Raw genomic sequence first — 13,983 nt, forward strand, 5'->3', positions numbered from 1 at the left:
CGGCAATCCTCGAGGAAATGGCATGGAGACCTTTCAAGTGGCGGGATCGAGGCACAGCCTGGTCCCAGACCCAGTGGCGTGCGGGGAACCTACTAGAGCGCAGCCCGCGGCGCACGGAAATTGGGCCGTGGCCGTACCCCACGTCGAGAAGTGCGCACCTCCGCGGCCAACGGTCGCCAGCGTGAGTCGGGCCTCTGGTGAGACTTGTGCGCACCTTGTGCCGCTAGCGCGGACCAGGGTGGGTGCTGATTTCGGCGCCGAGGGTGCAAGCCTCTAGACCGTTTCGAGGAAAAGCATCGCTGACCTGCGGTCTAGCCAATCCATGTAGACCCCACCGAACGGTCTTCGCGGATTAAGGACGAGGACTTCGCAGAATTGTCGGTCTCTTATCCCTGTGAGCAATGACCCGGCGACGGACTAGCATCCAGCGCGTGGGTGGCTCTCCGGAGGGATTCGAGTACGTCCGCCGCGCCGACGGCAGCGTGGTCATCACGCACTACGGCCGGGTGGCGGCGAAGCTGCGAGGCGGCCGCGCCGCGGAGTTCCTCGCCGAGGTCGAGGATGATCCCCAGCTGGCCATGGCCCGGTGGACCGGGAACTACCGGCACGGCAACGAGCGGGTGGCTCGCCAGCATCCCCGCAACAGGCGCTGAACGGCCCGATGACGACACCGCGCCGCGTCCCGCTCGCTCGCACACCGGACGAGCAGGCCGAGGAAGACGCGTTCCTGGCGCTCTACGGCGCCTGGGCGCCCATGGACCCGCAGACCTTCGCGAGAGAGATGGAAGGCTTCGGCCGGCCCTGGTGGGTCGTTGGTGGATGGGCCATCGAAGCCGCGACCGGCTATTGCCGAGAGCACGAGGACACCGACGTCTCCATCCTGGCTTGCGACGTCCCCGCGCTCGTCGAGTTCATGAGGGGACGCTGGCACGTCTGGAACAACGTCGGTGGAGTCCTGCACCCACTCGGCGACCGATGGCCCACGGTCGAGGAGCCCCGCAGCCAGTTGTGGCTCCGCGAGCACGCTGCCGCTCCCTGGATCATCGACATGCCGCTCACCCCGGATGCCGACGGCAAGTGGACCAACAAGTTCCTGGCCGACCACGTCGACGAGGTCGAGAACGTCACCTGGGCCGCCGACGACGGCATCCGCTATCTGCTTCCCGAAATCGTCCTCTTCTACAAGGCACGCCTGCGGCGGAAGAAGGACGAACCCGATTTCGAGGCAACCCTGCCGACGCTGACCGCTGAGCGTCGAGCATGGATGCGGAAGTCGCTTGAGACGGTCGCCCCGGACCACCACTGGCTCGAACGCCTGTAGGACTCACCGGCATGTCGAAGCCTCCCGGATCCCCTCGTGGTCATGTCCGGAGGACCTCGGGCGAGCCGGGCTTCCCGGGCGCCCCGTCGTACCAGCGGTCCCAGGTCTGCAGGACCCAGAAGACCGCCAGCCAGAAGACCATCCACGCCTCGACCCAGAACGTCGGGTGCGTGTCGGCGAGGAGGCGGACCACGACCGCGCCGAGCGCCATGACGACCGACAGCGTGCCGTAGGCGAGTGCCCACCGCCGGTCACGGCTGCCACCGCGCCCACCCTCGCCGCGGAGCTTGTCCACCGCGATCGCGACGATGGCGCCGACGATGAGGACGAAGAGCACGATCGCCGAGTACATGTGAGCCCGGTCGAAGATCCAGCTCCTGTCCTGGGAGAACTTGTAGACACCGAACGCCCACAGCGCGAATGCGGTCGCCCAGGGGATCCAGTACGCCGGGGGATGAGCGGCCGCCGAGGTCCAGGGCGTCGACGCCGTCGAGCCACCCCGCGACGGCCGGGCCCTCAGCTGACCGACGATGCCGATGATCAGCAGACCCGCGAGCATGAGGGCGATGACCGCCAGGTAGGCGAACAGGTTGTTGGACACCGCCGTGTGGCTGGCCTCGATGAGCGCCTCCTGCTCGGCCTGCGTCCGCACCTTCGCGCCCGCCGGGTCCCTGAGCCCGCACTTGTTCGTCTCGGCCGTGGGCACGAACGCGACCACGGGGGCCAGGATCCCCGCCAGGTTGAAGAGGTTGTCCTCCCACAGGGACTTGCCCCACAACGCCACCATGACCAGCCCGAGCGTGACCAGGGCGCCGACGAACACCGACCGCACCGGTGTGTAGTAGTAGGCGCTGATCGAGCCCTGGAGGCAGTTGCCCGCGCGGTCGTACTCCTTCCACAGCGAGACCGCCAGGAGGGCGATGACCCCGACCACGCCCAGACGCAGGAACCGGTAGGTCCGAAGCGCCATCGGCGGAGGCTCATGCGCAGCCGGGGGCTTGCTTCCGCCGGGCGGTGCGGGCCGGGGCATGACGTCGGCCATCGCGTCCTCCTCACCATGGTCCGTCGTGCTCGGACGAAGGCCCGGACGCGGCGGGTCGTGACGCTCTCTCCCGAGTCTTGCGCCGCCGCCGTACAGCCTCGCTGCGCACCCCTGGCTTTCCCCAGGACTAGGGACCACGTGGCGGTCGCTCCTCCGCGGGCCCGTGCCGGCTGCTTGCTAGCGTCCGGCCCGTGAAGCGGGGAGTGCTGTTCGACCTCGACGGCACGCTCGTGGATCACCGGGCCGCCGCCGATGCCGCCGTGGCGGAGTGGGTGACCCAGCACGGCGGGCGGCGCGAGTCGGGGGACGATGCCCTTGCGGCGGAGTGGGTCCGCCTCGAAGCCCTGCACTTCGCGGCCTACCTGCGCGGCGAGGCGACGTTCCAGGAGCAGCGCCGCAGCAGGATCGCCCAGTTCCTGGCCTTCCTCGGGCGTCCGGTCCCGGACACCGGCGCGGTCGACCGGCTGTTCGAGTCCTATCTCGAGCTGTACGAGGCCGCGTGGGTCGCCTACGACGACGTGGTGCCTGCGCTGGACCTGCTCGCTGAATCGGGCGTCGCGCTCGGAGTGTTGACCAACGGGGACGAGGCGCAGCAGCGTGCCAAGCTCCGCGCCGTCGGACTGCTCGACCGCTTCGACTGCGTGGTCGCCTCGTCCTCGCTGCCGGCCGCGAAGCCTGATGCCGCGGCGTTCGCCGGAGCTTGTGAGCGGCTGGGTATTTCGCCGGGCTCGGTGTCCTACGTGGGCGACACCCTCCGCACGGATGCGCTGGCCGCGACACAGGCGGGACTGCGCGGGGTGTGGTTGAACCGGCTCGCGGAGGATCCGCACGTGCAGCCGGAGGCCACCATCAGCAGCCTCCTCGAGATCGAGGCGATCCTCGGCTAGTGCGGTGCCGGTGGGTCCCCGGAAGTCGGGCAGGCACCGATCCGCTCAGGCAGGGCGCACGCCGGCCCGCTCAAGCATCTCCAGCACGCCCCCGAGCTGGTAGTCGAAGAGCTGGTCGGCCGTGTCCTCGAACTCCGGCCCGTACCAGCCGAAGACCTCGGCGCTGATCGCACCGAGGACCGCGTTCCAGGCGAGCAGTCCCGTCGCCATCACCGCGGGGTCGACCTGGTGGCCCAGAGTTGCCGCGACCGCCGTCAGGTCGGCCCCGAGGCGTCCCTCGACGGGCGCCGGGCCTGGCTCCGGAGACCGACGGGCGGGGTCGGCGTCGGCGAGGGCGCCGATCAGGCGGGCGACCACGCGGGTGCCGGGCTCGGTGGTCCGGTCGGCCGGTGCGTGGTAGCCCGGGACCGGACTTCCGTAGAGCAGTGCGTACCGGGCCGGCTCGCGTCGAGCCCAGGTGCGGACCGCGCGGGCGATCTCGGCGACCTCGTCGAGGGGTGCCAGTGAGCGGCTGGCCAGTGCTGCGTCGACCTCGTCGGCAAGCCCGCCGTACGCGTCGATGACCAGCAGCGTGAGCAGCTCGTCGCGGCTGGCGACGTAGCGGTAGATCGCCGAGGAGACGACGCCGAGGTCGCGGGCGACCGCGCGCAACGAGAGCGCCGCCGCGCCCTGGGTCGCGAGGTGCTCGCGGCCGATCCGGACGATCTCGTCCATCGTGCGCTCGCGGGCGCGCTGGCGAGGAGTGGTGGCCATGCCCGCATCCTTTCCCGAGCGAGAGCGATGGTCAATGAAGAGAGCAGTGCTCTTGACGACCGCATGGGCTTGCGCGATGCTCAAGTGAGAGCACTGCTCTCTTTTGTCACGTCGCCGAGGAGCCCTGATGTCCCAGATCTACACCGTCATCGGCGCGGGCCCCGTCGGCCGCACCATCGCCGAACAGCTCCTCGCCCGGGGCGAGAAGGTCCGGGTGCTGACCCGTTCCGGCTCCGGTCCCCGGGGAGCGGAGCGGGTCGCGGTCGACGCCGGCGACCCGGTTGCGCTCCGGGGCCAGCTCGACGGCTCGGCGACGGTCTTCCACTGCGCGCACGCGGCGTACGACGTCCGTGCCTGGGAGCGCGAGCTGCCGCGGACCGAGGCGGCCGTCCTCGAGGAGGCAGGCCGGGCCGCCACCGGGGTCGTCTTCCCCGAGAGCCTGTACTCCTACTCCCGCACCGACAAGGCGATGACGGAGACCTCCGAGCGGGCGGTGAGCACCGGCAAGGGCGGTGTGCGCGCCCGGCTGCTGCTCGCCCGCGCCGCCCACTCGACGCCCACCGCGAGCGTGGTCGCCAGCGACTTCATCGGCCCCTACGCCCTCGCCTCGCACGTCGGGGAGCGGATGCTGAGCGCCGTGCTGGCCGAGAGGATGCTGCGGGTGGTCGGCAGCCCCGACCAGGCGCACTCCTTCACCTACGTCCCCGACCTCGCCGCGACGATGATCGCCGTCGCCGACCGCGGCCTGGACGGTGACCGGCTCTGGCACGCCGCGACCGGCGCGCCCGTCACCCAGCGCGAGGTCGCCCGTGGGTACGCCCGTCTCGCGGGCGTGCGCGAGCCGAGGATCGGCCGGCTGCCCACCGCGCTGCTGCGGGTGCTCGGCGTCGGCGTCCCGATGATGCGCGAGCTGGCCGAGGTGGCCCACCAGTTCGAGCGGCCCTTCGTCCTGGACTCCGCTGTCAGCCAGGCCGAGCTGGGCCTCGTCTCGACGCCGTTCGACCAGGTCCTGGCCGAGACCGTCGCCTGGTGGCGCTCCCGCACCTGAGCCCGACGACGGCGGGACACGAGCGAGACCGGAGCGGTGCCCGTAGGGCCAAGGTGCCCGGGTATCCGGACCGGTCACAACGGCGCCGCACCGTCCTACAGTGACGCCAAGGGCGCTCGGGCCCAGGGCAGTTGCACCCGCCGTACGGCGTCCGCGCCAGGTTCGCGCGGAACGGCGCAACGGCAAGGAGATGCGATGTCAGCCCAAGGGACTCCGCAGGATCCCGAGCAGCCCGGACCCACCAGCGGGGGAGCCACGAGCAGTGGATCCACACCGACGCTGGCGATCGACCCGCGGCGCTCGATGATCCGAGCCGTGGCCTGGGTCCTCGGCGTGCTGTTCTTGCAGTTCGCGTTCATCTACAGCTATGTCGCCGCGTTCCACGACCCCACGCCGCACCAGCTCGAGGTGAAGGTGGTCGCGCCCGCGGTCGGCGGCAGCCAGGCCCAGCAGCTGGTCGACCAGCTCAACGGGCTCTCCGGCGACCCCTTGGACGCCTCGGTCGCCGACTCCGAGTCGGAGGCCCGCGAGGACGTCCGCGACGGGGACGACGTCGCGGCCCTCGTGCTGCGCCCGGAGAAGAGCACCGACCTGCTGCTGATCGCCTCCGGCGGCGGCGTCTCGGTCGAGGAGGCCGCCTCGGACGTGCTCACCAAGGTGGTCCAGGAGCAGCGGCGCAGCGTGGAGAAGGAGGACCTGGTCCCGCTGCAGAGCGGTGACGCCCGCGGGCTCACCGGCTTCTACCTCGTGGTCGGCTGGGCGGTCGGTGCCTACCTGTTCCCGACCGTGGTGGCGCTGGCGCGCGGGGACCGGCCCCGCTCGGTGCGCACGGCGGCGATCCGGCTGGCCGCGCTGGTGCCGTACGCCCTGGCCTCCGGGTTCGGGGGAGCCCTGATCGTCGGCCCGCTGCTGGACGCCCAGACCGGCCACTTCTGGCAGCTCGGCCTGCTCGGGACGGCCGTGTCGTTCTCGATCGCCGCGCTCGCGATCGGCCTCGAGGCCTTCCTGGGCGTGATCGGCATCGGGGTGACGCTGCTGCTCATCGTGATCATCGGCAACCCGAGCTCGGGCGGGGCGTTCCAGGCCGGCGTGATGCCTGCCTTCTGGCGGGTGGTCGGCGACTGGATCCCGACCGGCGCCGGCGTGGACGGGGTGCGTCAGATCGTCTACTTCGGCTCCGACGACCTGACCCGGCCGCTCCTGGTGCTCGCGGCGTACGCCGTGGCGGGCATCGTCCTCACGCTGCTCGTCTCAGGGCGGGGCCGGCGACCGGAGTTGTTGATGAGCGCCTGATCCGGTCGCCCGAGAGTCGGCATCATGGCGGAGCAGCCCGCACCTGCTGGTGACGTCCCGCGCGCACACCCCGCGCGCTGGGCGCTGCGCCAGGTCGAGCGGTCCGGGCTGTTCACGACCCAGGTGACCTGGCGGGCCCCGGACGGCACGATGGCCCGGTGGGAGTCGCGCTCGGCACGACGCCGGGGGCGCGTGGAGCTGCTCGACGCGACGGGAAGGACCACCGGCTTCGTCGAGGCGGCGCCGGCAACCGCCCGCCGACTGGCTCGGGCCAACCTGCTGGCCGGGACCGCCTTCATCGTCGGTGGCGGCCTCTTCGCGCTCGGTGCGCTGCTGGCGCAGCTCGACGTCGGCAGTGTGCGGCACGTCGACACGGTGTACCTCGTCGGCGGGGTCTTCTTCAGCCTCGGCGGCTACGTGTCGTTGCTGCAGGCCTCCAACACGCCCACCGACCTCGACGAGAACGGCTCGCTGTCCTCACCGCGGTGGCGTTGGTTCGCCCTCGAGCCCCGCCAGATCGGCTGGTTGAGCGCGGCGGTGCTGTTCACTGGCACGCTCGTCTTCGGGGCCAGCCTCGTGGCGGCGTTCGCCTCGGACCTCACGCCTCGCCAGACCGACGGTTGGATCTGGCTCCCGGACATCGTCGGCTGTGTCTGCTTCCTGGTCTCGGGCCACCTCGCCCTCGTCGAGGTCGGGCACGGGGTGATCTGGCGGATCATCAACGACCTCGGCTGGTGGATCGTCGGGGTGAACCAGCTCGGGTCGATCATCTTCTTCGTGGCCGGGCTCGCCTCGTTCACCCTCCCGGCCACCTCCACCGACCTGGACCCGGGTCTGGCCAACTGGGGAACCTTCGCCGGCTCGGTGTGCTTCGCCGTGGCCGGGGGGCTCCAGCTGTTCGAACGGCCGAAGGCCAGCCCAGCGCCGACTCGCCACCGGCGCTGAGCGACGCCTCCCGGCGCGGACAGCGCCGTGACGCCGCGCCGACGCCCTAGCATGCGGCTCGTGATCCTCTCCCACACCGGACCCGACCTGACTGCCCGGCGACGCGGAGGGCGACGCGGTCGGCACCCGGCGTGGGTGCTCACCCTGGCCCTCGGTGCCGGCGTGCTCACCGGCTGCAGCGACGACGGGGCAGAGGGGGCGACCGGCCTGGCGACGGGGGTGCCGGCGCACTATGCCGACGGGATCGCCGAGGGCCTCGAGCGCTATCCGGAGATCGGCCGGACGGGGATGGGCGACTTCCAGTGGGACTGCCCCCTGGAGACCGAGATCGAGGTCGACGGCGAGGAGCACGACGACGTCCTGCACACGACGTTCTTCGGCCCGATGGAGGAGGTCCACCTCGTCGAGTGCAGCTTCCACGAACCGTTCTCGGTGAGCCTGGCCTACGCGGAGGCGGAGAGCGACGAGGCGTTCACGGCGCTCGAGTCCGCCACCGGCGCCGTCGAGCAGGTGGGCAACGAACAGACCGAGGAGACCATCACCGTGGGCGAGCGGGACTTCGTGGTGGTCCACACCGATTTCCCGACCAACCCCGCGGCCGACTTCAACCTGTCCGCCCACCACCTCGACCCGGAGACCCGCTCGCGGACCACGCTGGAGGTCTCCGGCAGCAGCGACGGACTCAGCGAGGAGTACGACGAGCGCGCCGTCGCCGAAGACCTGGCGGCGATCCTGTCCGCGGGCTGACCGCCCCGACGAGCAGCACCGCAGCGTGACGCAGAACGCGCTCCGAACCCGTGAAGCAGGGGTCTTGCCGACCTACCATCGAGGGTGAGCTCCGGTGGGGGAGACATCCTCCCGGAGCGGCAGCAGTCGATGTCTCGAGAGTCGCGCCGGCAGCGACACGATCGGGCTGAGAGAGTCATCGCGACCTCGCCCGGCCACGCTGTCGACGCCCGCACGACCACGGTCCGCGCCACGCCTGCCGCCGGGTGCCGTCTGCGCTGACGGCCGCCTGCGTCGGCCGTGTGCGCCTGCCCCGTGGTCCTCCGCCGAGGCGTGCCCGCGCGCCTGTGCACCAGGCGCGCGCACCGTGCCTTGGCCCGAGCCCCATGCCACCGACACGGAGGTCATCTGCATGCCGCGCCACGCGCGCACCCCCCTGCGCTCCAGGCTCCAGCGCAACCGAAGGACGGTCGCGGCCACCGCCGCCACCGCCGCCCTCGTGATCACCGGGGTGCTCACCCCGGCCCTCACCGCCCCCTCGGCCGAGGACCTGCCCCGGCGTACCGGAGCCATCCAGCGGTTGCCGCAGATCGGGGAGCACGACCGCACGCACGACCAGCACGCCAAGCAGGCACAGCGGGCCAAGCGGGAGACCCCGAGCAGGCACGCGCAACGGGCCCGGACCACCACCGCCCCCGCGAAGGCCACGACGGCCCGGAAGGTGGTGAAGGGGAAGCCCACCGCCGCGGACCGGACGATCGCCGCCAAGCTGCGCACCCGCATCAAGAACGACCAGCTCGGCGCCAAGGTCACCGGCCACGTGGGCGACGTGGACAGCGGTCGTGCCGTGTGGTCCGCCGACGGGCACCACGCGATGATGCCCGCCTCGACCACCAAGGTCGGCACGGCGGTCGCCGCGCTGAAGGCCCTGGGCCCGGACCACAAGCTCACCACCGACGTGCGCCTCGAGGACCGGACGATCACCCTCGTCGGCGGAGGCGACGAGCTGCTCACCAGCGGCGACCTGAGCGCGCTGGCCGCGAAGACCGCCCGGCAGGTGCGCAAGCGGACGCCGTACCGGCTCCAGGTCGACGACAGCCTGTTCGCGCAGCCGTCGATGAGCCCGGGCTGGTCCGGCGGCTACTACCCGGGCAACGTCACCCCGGTCCGCGCGCTGGTGGTCGACCAGCACCAGGTGATGGACACCGCGATCGACGCCGGCCACGTCTTCGCCCACGAGCTGCGCGAGCGGGGCGTCAAGGTCGCCGACGTACGACGGGCGAAGGCGTCCGAGGAGGCCACCAGCGTCGCTGCGCACCGCACCCCGGTCTCCGAGGTCGTGATCCAGATGCTGCTGTACTCCGACAACGACCTGGCCGAGAGCCTCCAGCGGCTGACCGCCGTCGAGCTGGGACGCCCGGCGACCTGGCGCGGTGGCGTGCAGGCCCAGATGAAGGTCTTCCGCGACCTCGGCGTCGACACCCGCGGGATGAGGCTCTTCGACGGCTCCGGCCTGTCGCGGGCCGACCGGATCTCCGCGGCCAACCTGGTCTCGATCCTGCAGGCCGCCTACACCAAGGGGCGCCACACCACCATGTGGCCGCTCAAGAAGGGCCTGCCGCTCGCCGGTGCCACCGGCACGCTGGACGACAGCTACGGCCGGTTCGTCACCCCGCAGTCCTACCGCGCGGCCGGGAAGGTCCGCGGCAAGACCGGCTCTCTGCACGACGTGATCACGCTCGCCGGCGTGACGCGTGGTGCGGACGGGCGGATGAAGGCCTACGCGTTCATGCAGAACGGCGCCCCGAGCAGCCTCAGCATCCGGCAGGGCTTCGACGGGCTGGCCGCCACCGTCCACGGGAGCTGGTGACCCCGCAACCCTGAGCGCCTCAGCGGGCCCCGGTCGCAGTCGCGGCCGGGGCCCGCCGGCGTGCGAGCGCGCGGAGCACGATCTTGCGCACCTCGTCGTACCAGAGCACGACGGAGGCGAGCGCGACGCAGACGGCCCAGTGGGCCGGGTCCAGGGCCGCGGTGCCGAAGGCGACCTGGAGGAACGACAGCTCCACCACCGCCACCTGGAGGACCACCCCGAGCGCGATGGACAGCCACATCCACTTGTTGGCGAACAGGCCGTGGAACGCGCTGGTCGTCTCCGAGCGGGCGTTGAGCGCGTTGAACAGCTGGGCCAGCACCAGCGTGGTGAACCCCGCGGTGCGGGCGACGTCGAGGGAGTCCTCCCCGTCGACCAGCCCGCCGGGCAGGAAGACGTCGATCGAGAACAAGGTGACCAGGGCCATCACCAGGCCCACGGACAGGATCCCGGCCCACATCCGCCCGTCGATGGCCCGGTCGGTCAGCCCCCGGGGCCGGCGCGCCATCACATCGTCGATCTCGGGGTCCACACCCATCGCCAGCGCCGGTGTCGAGTCGGTGATCAGGTTGATCCAGAGGATCTGGGTCGCGAGCAGGGGGAGCACGAGGGCGTCGGTGTCGTCGGCGTCGGTGAGACCGATCGCCCCGGCCAGCAGCACACCGAGGAAGACGGTGAGGACCTCGCCCATGTTGGAGGACAGCAGGTAGCGCAGGAACTTCTTGATGTTCTCGAAGATGACCCGGCCCTGCCGGACGGCGGCGACGATCGTGGTGAAGTTGTCGTCGGCCAGGATCATCCGGGCGGCCTCCTTGGTCACCTCGGTCCCGGTGATGCCCATCGCGACGCCGATGTCGGCCGACTTCAGGGCGGGGGCGTCGTTGACGCCGTCCCCGGTCATCGCGACCACCTCGCCGTCGGCCTGGAGGCAGTCGACCAGCCGGAGCTTGTGCTGCGGCGCCACCCGCGCATAGACCGAGACCTCGCGGGCGACCGCGCGCAGCGCCTCGTCGTCCAGGCCGTCGAGCTCGACGCCGCTGAGGGCCCGCGCCTCGGGACCGACGATGCCGAGGTCGGCGGCGATCCGGCGCGCGGTGGCGGGGTGGTCGCCGGTGATCATCACGACCCGGATGCCCGCGCGGTGCGCCTCGGCGATCGCGGGCGCCACCTCGTCGCGCGGCGGGTCGATGATGCCGACCATGCCGACCCAGACGAGGTCGCGCTCCCAGATCTCCTCCGGCTCGTCGTTCCCCGGTACGTCGGTCTGCTCCTGCCCCTGCTCCTGCACGGGGCGGTAGGCCACCCCGAGGGTGCGGAACGCCTCGCGGGACAGCCGGTCGACCTCCGCCATCGCCGCGGTCCGGTCCTCCTCGGTGAGCGGCACCGTCGACTCGCCGACCTGACGGCGGGTGCAGCGGCTGATCAGCACGTCGGGCGCGCCCTTGGCCCACAGCACCTGCTGGTCGTCGGCGTCGGCGACCATCACCGACATCATCTTGCGCTCGGAGGTGAACGGGATCTCGGCGAGGCGACGGAACCGCTCGTCCGGAGTCGCCGGGGGATCGGACTTGCGGGCGGCGACCAGGAACGCCGCCTCGGTGGGATCGCCCACCACCTCCCACTCCCCGTCGTGCTCGGAGAGCTGGGCGTCGTTGGCCAGCGAGCCACCCTCCAGGACCAGCCGGGCCTCGGCGCGCTGGTCGGGGTCCAGCGCGCGGCCGTCGGCGAGGACCTCGCCGTCCGGGCGATAGCCGATCCCGGTGACCTCGGCGCGTCCCGAGGCGGTGACGACGCGCTGGATCGTCATCTCGTTGCGGGTCAGGGTGCCGGTCTTGTCGGTGCAGATCACGGTGGCCGAGCCGAGCGCCTCGACCGAGCTGAGCCGTTTGACCACCGCGTTGCGGCGCGCCATCCGCTGCACGCCGATCGCGAGCACGACCGACAAGATGGTCGGCAGACCCTCCGGTACGGCAGCCACCGCCAGCGAGACGCCGAGGAGCAGCACCTCGACGAGGTCGTCGGGGTCGGTGATGCCGTCGAACCAGATGATGGTCACGACCACGACGACGGCGATGACCACCACCGCGGCGCCGAGCATCCGGCTGATCCGGTGGATCTCCTGCTGGAGGGGAGTGGGGTCCTCGGTGGTCGCCTCGAGCATCTCGGCGACCGCGCCCATCTCGGTGCCCATCCCCACGGCCGTGACCACCGCGCGTCCGGTGCCCTGGGCCACGGCCGTGCCCCTGAAGACCATGTCCAGCCGGTCGCCCAGCGGGGCGGGAGCGGCCAGCGTGGTCGGGTCCTTGGTGACGGCGGCGCTCTCGCCGGTCAACGACGCCTCCTGGACGCGGAGGGCGTTGGCGGCGAGCAGGCGGGCATCGGCGCCGACACTGTCGCCCTCGCCGAGGACGAGGACGTCGCCCCGCACGAGCTCGGCGGACGGCACCTGGCGCAGCCGCCCGTCGCGCAGCACGGTGGAGACAGCAGCGGTCATGGTGCGCAGCGCCTCCACCGCGTCCGCGGCGCGCTCCTCCTGCACGTAGCCGAGCGCCGCGTTGACCACGACGATGGCCGCGATGACCAGCGCGTCGATGGGCACGCCCTCGCTGCCCTCGACCACCCACGCCGCGACCGACACGACCACCGCGGCCAGCAGCAGATAGATCAGCGGATCCTGGAACTGCGCGAGCACCCGGCGCCACGCCGGGACGGGCGGACGCTGCTGGAGCTCGTTGGGGCCGTCGGCCGCGAGCCGGCGCGCCGCCTCCTCGGCGTCGAGCCCGGTGGCGGGATCGACGCCGAGGTCCGCCGCGACCGACTCCGCATCCAGCAGGGACGCGTCCTGGGCGGGCCGGGCGGGGCCAGGTCCGTCGTCCATGTCGCCCCTCCGCCTCCGGCGTACGCACTGCCGCCAGCGACGCTACGGCGGGCGGCGTACGTCGTGGAGGGTCGTCGTACCCGGCCGGAGGGGGTCAGCTGGTCCAGGTCCAGCTGGTCAGGACGGAGCCGGTGACGTCGTCGCGCTCCGCGGCGCTGACGCTGTTGCTGAAGGAGAAGGTCGCGATGAACGCGCCGTCCTCGCCAGAGAGGTAGAACTGGTCGACCGTGTAGGAGGCGCCGTTCATCGACATCTTCGCGCTCAGGTGCGCGGTCTCCTCCCCGTCCACGACGACGCGGTCCTCGACAGTGACGTCAGCGGCGCCGACGGTCTCCAGCTCCCGCTTCGCGGCTTCCTCCGCCTGATCCGGCGTGAGCCGCTCCCCGCCGGCCGCGATGACGTTGATGTTGTCGCTGAAGCCGTCGGCGTCCTTCAGGTCCGCGGCCATGCTGTCGAAGTCGAAGCCGGGGATGTCCTGACCAGGGGTGTCCCAGCCCTTCGGCACGTTGTAGGTGTAGCCGCTGCCTTCGATCGTGGGGCCGTCGGCCGCCGGGACCGACGAGGTGGACTCCTCGGCCTGCGCAGGGGTCGCGGACTTGGGGGAGTCGCCGTCGGCGTCGTCGCCCGAGCACCCGGTGAGGGCCAGGACCGCTGCGAGGGTGGTGGCGGAGAAGAGGGTGCGCATCATGGCTGCGACCCTAGGTCGGGCCGCTGGTCCCGGCCCTCTGGCGTGCTGGTCATCGGACGTGGCGGGGGTCACGTGTCGTCGACTTGCTCGTTGGGCAGGGCGGACGTAATGTTCTCCGGGTTGCCCCAGTGCAGCGGGTGCGGCTCCGGTCAAGGAGTCGCAGGCGCTGGTGTGGGGTGGCCGTCTTGTTCGCGGAAGTCTCGCGGCGCCATTGCGGTGTCGTGTGCTGGCGAACGGGGCAGGGACTGAAATAGCCCCGAATTGCTTGACCGGCGGCAATGAGGCAAGATTCTCCACGGAGATACTCGCCGAATAGCCGAGAATGTTTTCCAGCCTTACCGGGTCCGAAGTTTTGGATGTGGAAAGCGGGAAACGGGCCGGTTTGCAAGGCGGGAAAGTCCGAGGTAAAGTAGTGCAAGCCCCGACAGGGAGGCCGCGAGGCCGACCACCGGGTGTGTCTGATCCTTGAGAACTCAACAGTGTGTCATATAGTCGACGAATTAGTTTGTTATGCCCCGTCGACACTCGGTGA

The 13,983-nt window shown here is 71.4% G+C and carries 12 protein-coding genes; 8 read left to right on the forward strand and 4 right to left on the reverse strand.

Annotated features, from left to right (window positions below; all coding sequences use genetic code 11):
* The first annotated feature begins 431 nt into the window (after positions 1–431).
* A complete protein-coding gene (locus HBO46_RS04160) occupies positions 432–653 on the forward strand; it encodes a hypothetical protein (protein WP_166136402.1) in 222 nt (73 codons plus the stop codon).
* An 8-nt stretch (positions 654–661) separates the two neighbouring features.
* Entirely contained in the window at positions 662–1,321 is a 660-nt protein-coding gene (locus tag HBO46_RS04165; protein ID WP_166136399.1) for a hypothetical protein, read from the forward strand.
* Positions 1,322–1,361: 40 nt separating this feature from the next.
* Here the strand turns inward: HBO46_RS04165 and HBO46_RS04170 are convergent, their stop codons facing one another.
* Positions 1,362–2,291 carry a hypothetical protein gene (locus HBO46_RS04170; RefSeq protein ID WP_166136396.1) on the reverse strand — a complete coding sequence of 310 codons (930 nt, stop codon included), beginning with the start codon at positions 2,289–2,291 and terminating at the stop codon, positions 1,362–1,364.
* A gap of 263 nt (positions 2,292–2,554) precedes the next feature.
* Here HBO46_RS04170 and HBO46_RS04175 point away from each other — a divergent pair, with 263 nt between their 5' ends.
* Positions 2,555–3,250: an HAD family hydrolase gene (locus tag HBO46_RS04175; RefSeq protein WP_166136393.1), complete on the forward strand. Its 696-nt coding sequence runs from the start codon at positions 2,555–2,557 to the stop codon at positions 3,248–3,250.
* Between the two features lie 45 nt (positions 3,251–3,295).
* On the opposite strand, the gene HBO46_RS04180 is transcribed toward HBO46_RS04175, so the two are convergent.
* Entirely contained in the window at positions 3,296–4,003 is a 708-nt protein-coding gene (locus HBO46_RS04180; protein WP_166136390.1) for a TetR/AcrR family transcriptional regulator, read from the reverse strand.
* A 127-nt stretch (positions 4,004–4,130) separates the two neighbouring features.
* On the opposite strand from HBO46_RS04180, the gene HBO46_RS04185 reads away from it, so the two are divergent.
* From HBO46_RS04185 to dacB, 5 genes are all read left to right on the forward strand, one after another.
* On the forward strand, positions 4,131–5,051 hold the full coding sequence (locus HBO46_RS04185) for an NAD-dependent epimerase/dehydratase family protein (RefSeq protein ID WP_166136387.1): 921 nt from the start codon (positions 4,131–4,133) through the stop codon (positions 5,049–5,051).
* A gap of 195 nt (positions 5,052–5,246) precedes the next feature.
* Positions 5,247–6,344, forward strand: coding sequence for an ABC transporter permease (locus HBO46_RS04190; RefSeq protein WP_166136384.1), 1,098 nt, complete (start codon positions 5,247–5,249; stop codon positions 6,342–6,344).
* Positions 6,345–6,368: 24 nt separating this feature from the next.
* Complete coding sequence (locus tag HBO46_RS04195; RefSeq protein WP_166136381.1) at positions 6,369–7,289, forward strand: hypothetical protein; 921 nt, start codon at positions 6,369–6,371, stop codon at positions 7,287–7,289.
* 60 nt (positions 7,290–7,349) lie between these two features.
* Entirely contained in the window at positions 7,350–8,036 is a 687-nt protein-coding gene (locus HBO46_RS04200; RefSeq protein ID WP_166136378.1) for a hypothetical protein, read from the forward strand.
* A gap of 346 nt (positions 8,037–8,382) precedes the next feature.
* Positions 8,383–9,885, forward strand: coding sequence for a D-alanyl-D-alanine carboxypeptidase/D-alanyl-D-alanine endopeptidase (gene dacB, locus HBO46_RS04205; RefSeq protein ID WP_166136375.1), 1,503 nt, complete (start codon positions 8,383–8,385; stop codon positions 9,883–9,885).
* A 19-nt stretch (positions 9,886–9,904) separates the two neighbouring features.
* Here dacB and HBO46_RS04210 read toward each other — a convergent pair whose 3' ends face one another.
* On the reverse strand, positions 9,905–12,763 hold the full coding sequence (locus HBO46_RS04210; RefSeq protein ID WP_166136370.1) for a cation-translocating P-type ATPase: 2,859 nt from the start codon (positions 12,761–12,763) through the stop codon (positions 9,905–9,907).
* Positions 12,764–12,857: 94 nt separating this feature from the next.
* Positions 12,858–13,451 carry a hypothetical protein gene (locus HBO46_RS04215; protein WP_166136368.1) on the reverse strand — a complete coding sequence of 198 codons (594 nt, stop codon included), beginning with the start codon at positions 13,449–13,451 and terminating at the stop codon, positions 12,858–12,860.
* Positions 13,452–13,983 lie beyond the last annotated feature (532 nt).

It is taken from the genome of Nocardioides ochotonae (assembly GCF_011420305.2).
Taxonomy (GTDB): Bacteria; Actinomycetota; Actinomycetes; order Propionibacteriales; family Nocardioidaceae; genus Nocardioides; species Nocardioides ochotonae.

Coding starts and splice junctions, on each gene's coding strand:
- HBO46_RS04165 (WP_166136399.1), top strand. CDS start 662: ATGACGACACCGCGCCGCGTCCCGCTCGCTCGCACACCGGACGAGCAG.
- HBO46_RS04170 (WP_166136396.1), bottom strand. CDS start 2,291: ATGGCGCTTCGGACCTACCGGTTCCTGCGTCTGGGCGTGGTCGGGGTC.
- HBO46_RS04180 (WP_166136390.1), bottom strand. CDS start 4,003: ATGGCCACCACTCCTCGCCAGCGCGCCCGCGAGCGCACGATGGACGAG.
- HBO46_RS04185 (WP_166136387.1), top strand. CDS start 4,131: ATGTCCCAGATCTACACCGTCATCGGCGCGGGCCCCGTCGGCCGCACC.
- HBO46_RS04190 (WP_166136384.1), top strand. CDS start 5,247: ATGTCAGCCCAAGGGACTCCGCAGGATCCCGAGCAGCCCGGACCCACC.
- HBO46_RS04195 (WP_166136381.1), top strand. CDS start 6,369: ATGGCGGAGCAGCCCGCACCTGCTGGTGACGTCCCGCGCGCACACCCC.
- HBO46_RS04210 (WP_166136370.1), bottom strand. CDS start 12,763: ATGGACGACGGACCTGGCCCCGCCCGGCCCGCCCAGGACGCGTCCCTG.
- HBO46_RS04215 (WP_166136368.1), bottom strand. CDS start 13,451: ATGATGCGCACCCTCTTCTCCGCCACCACCCTCGCAGCGGTCCTGGCC.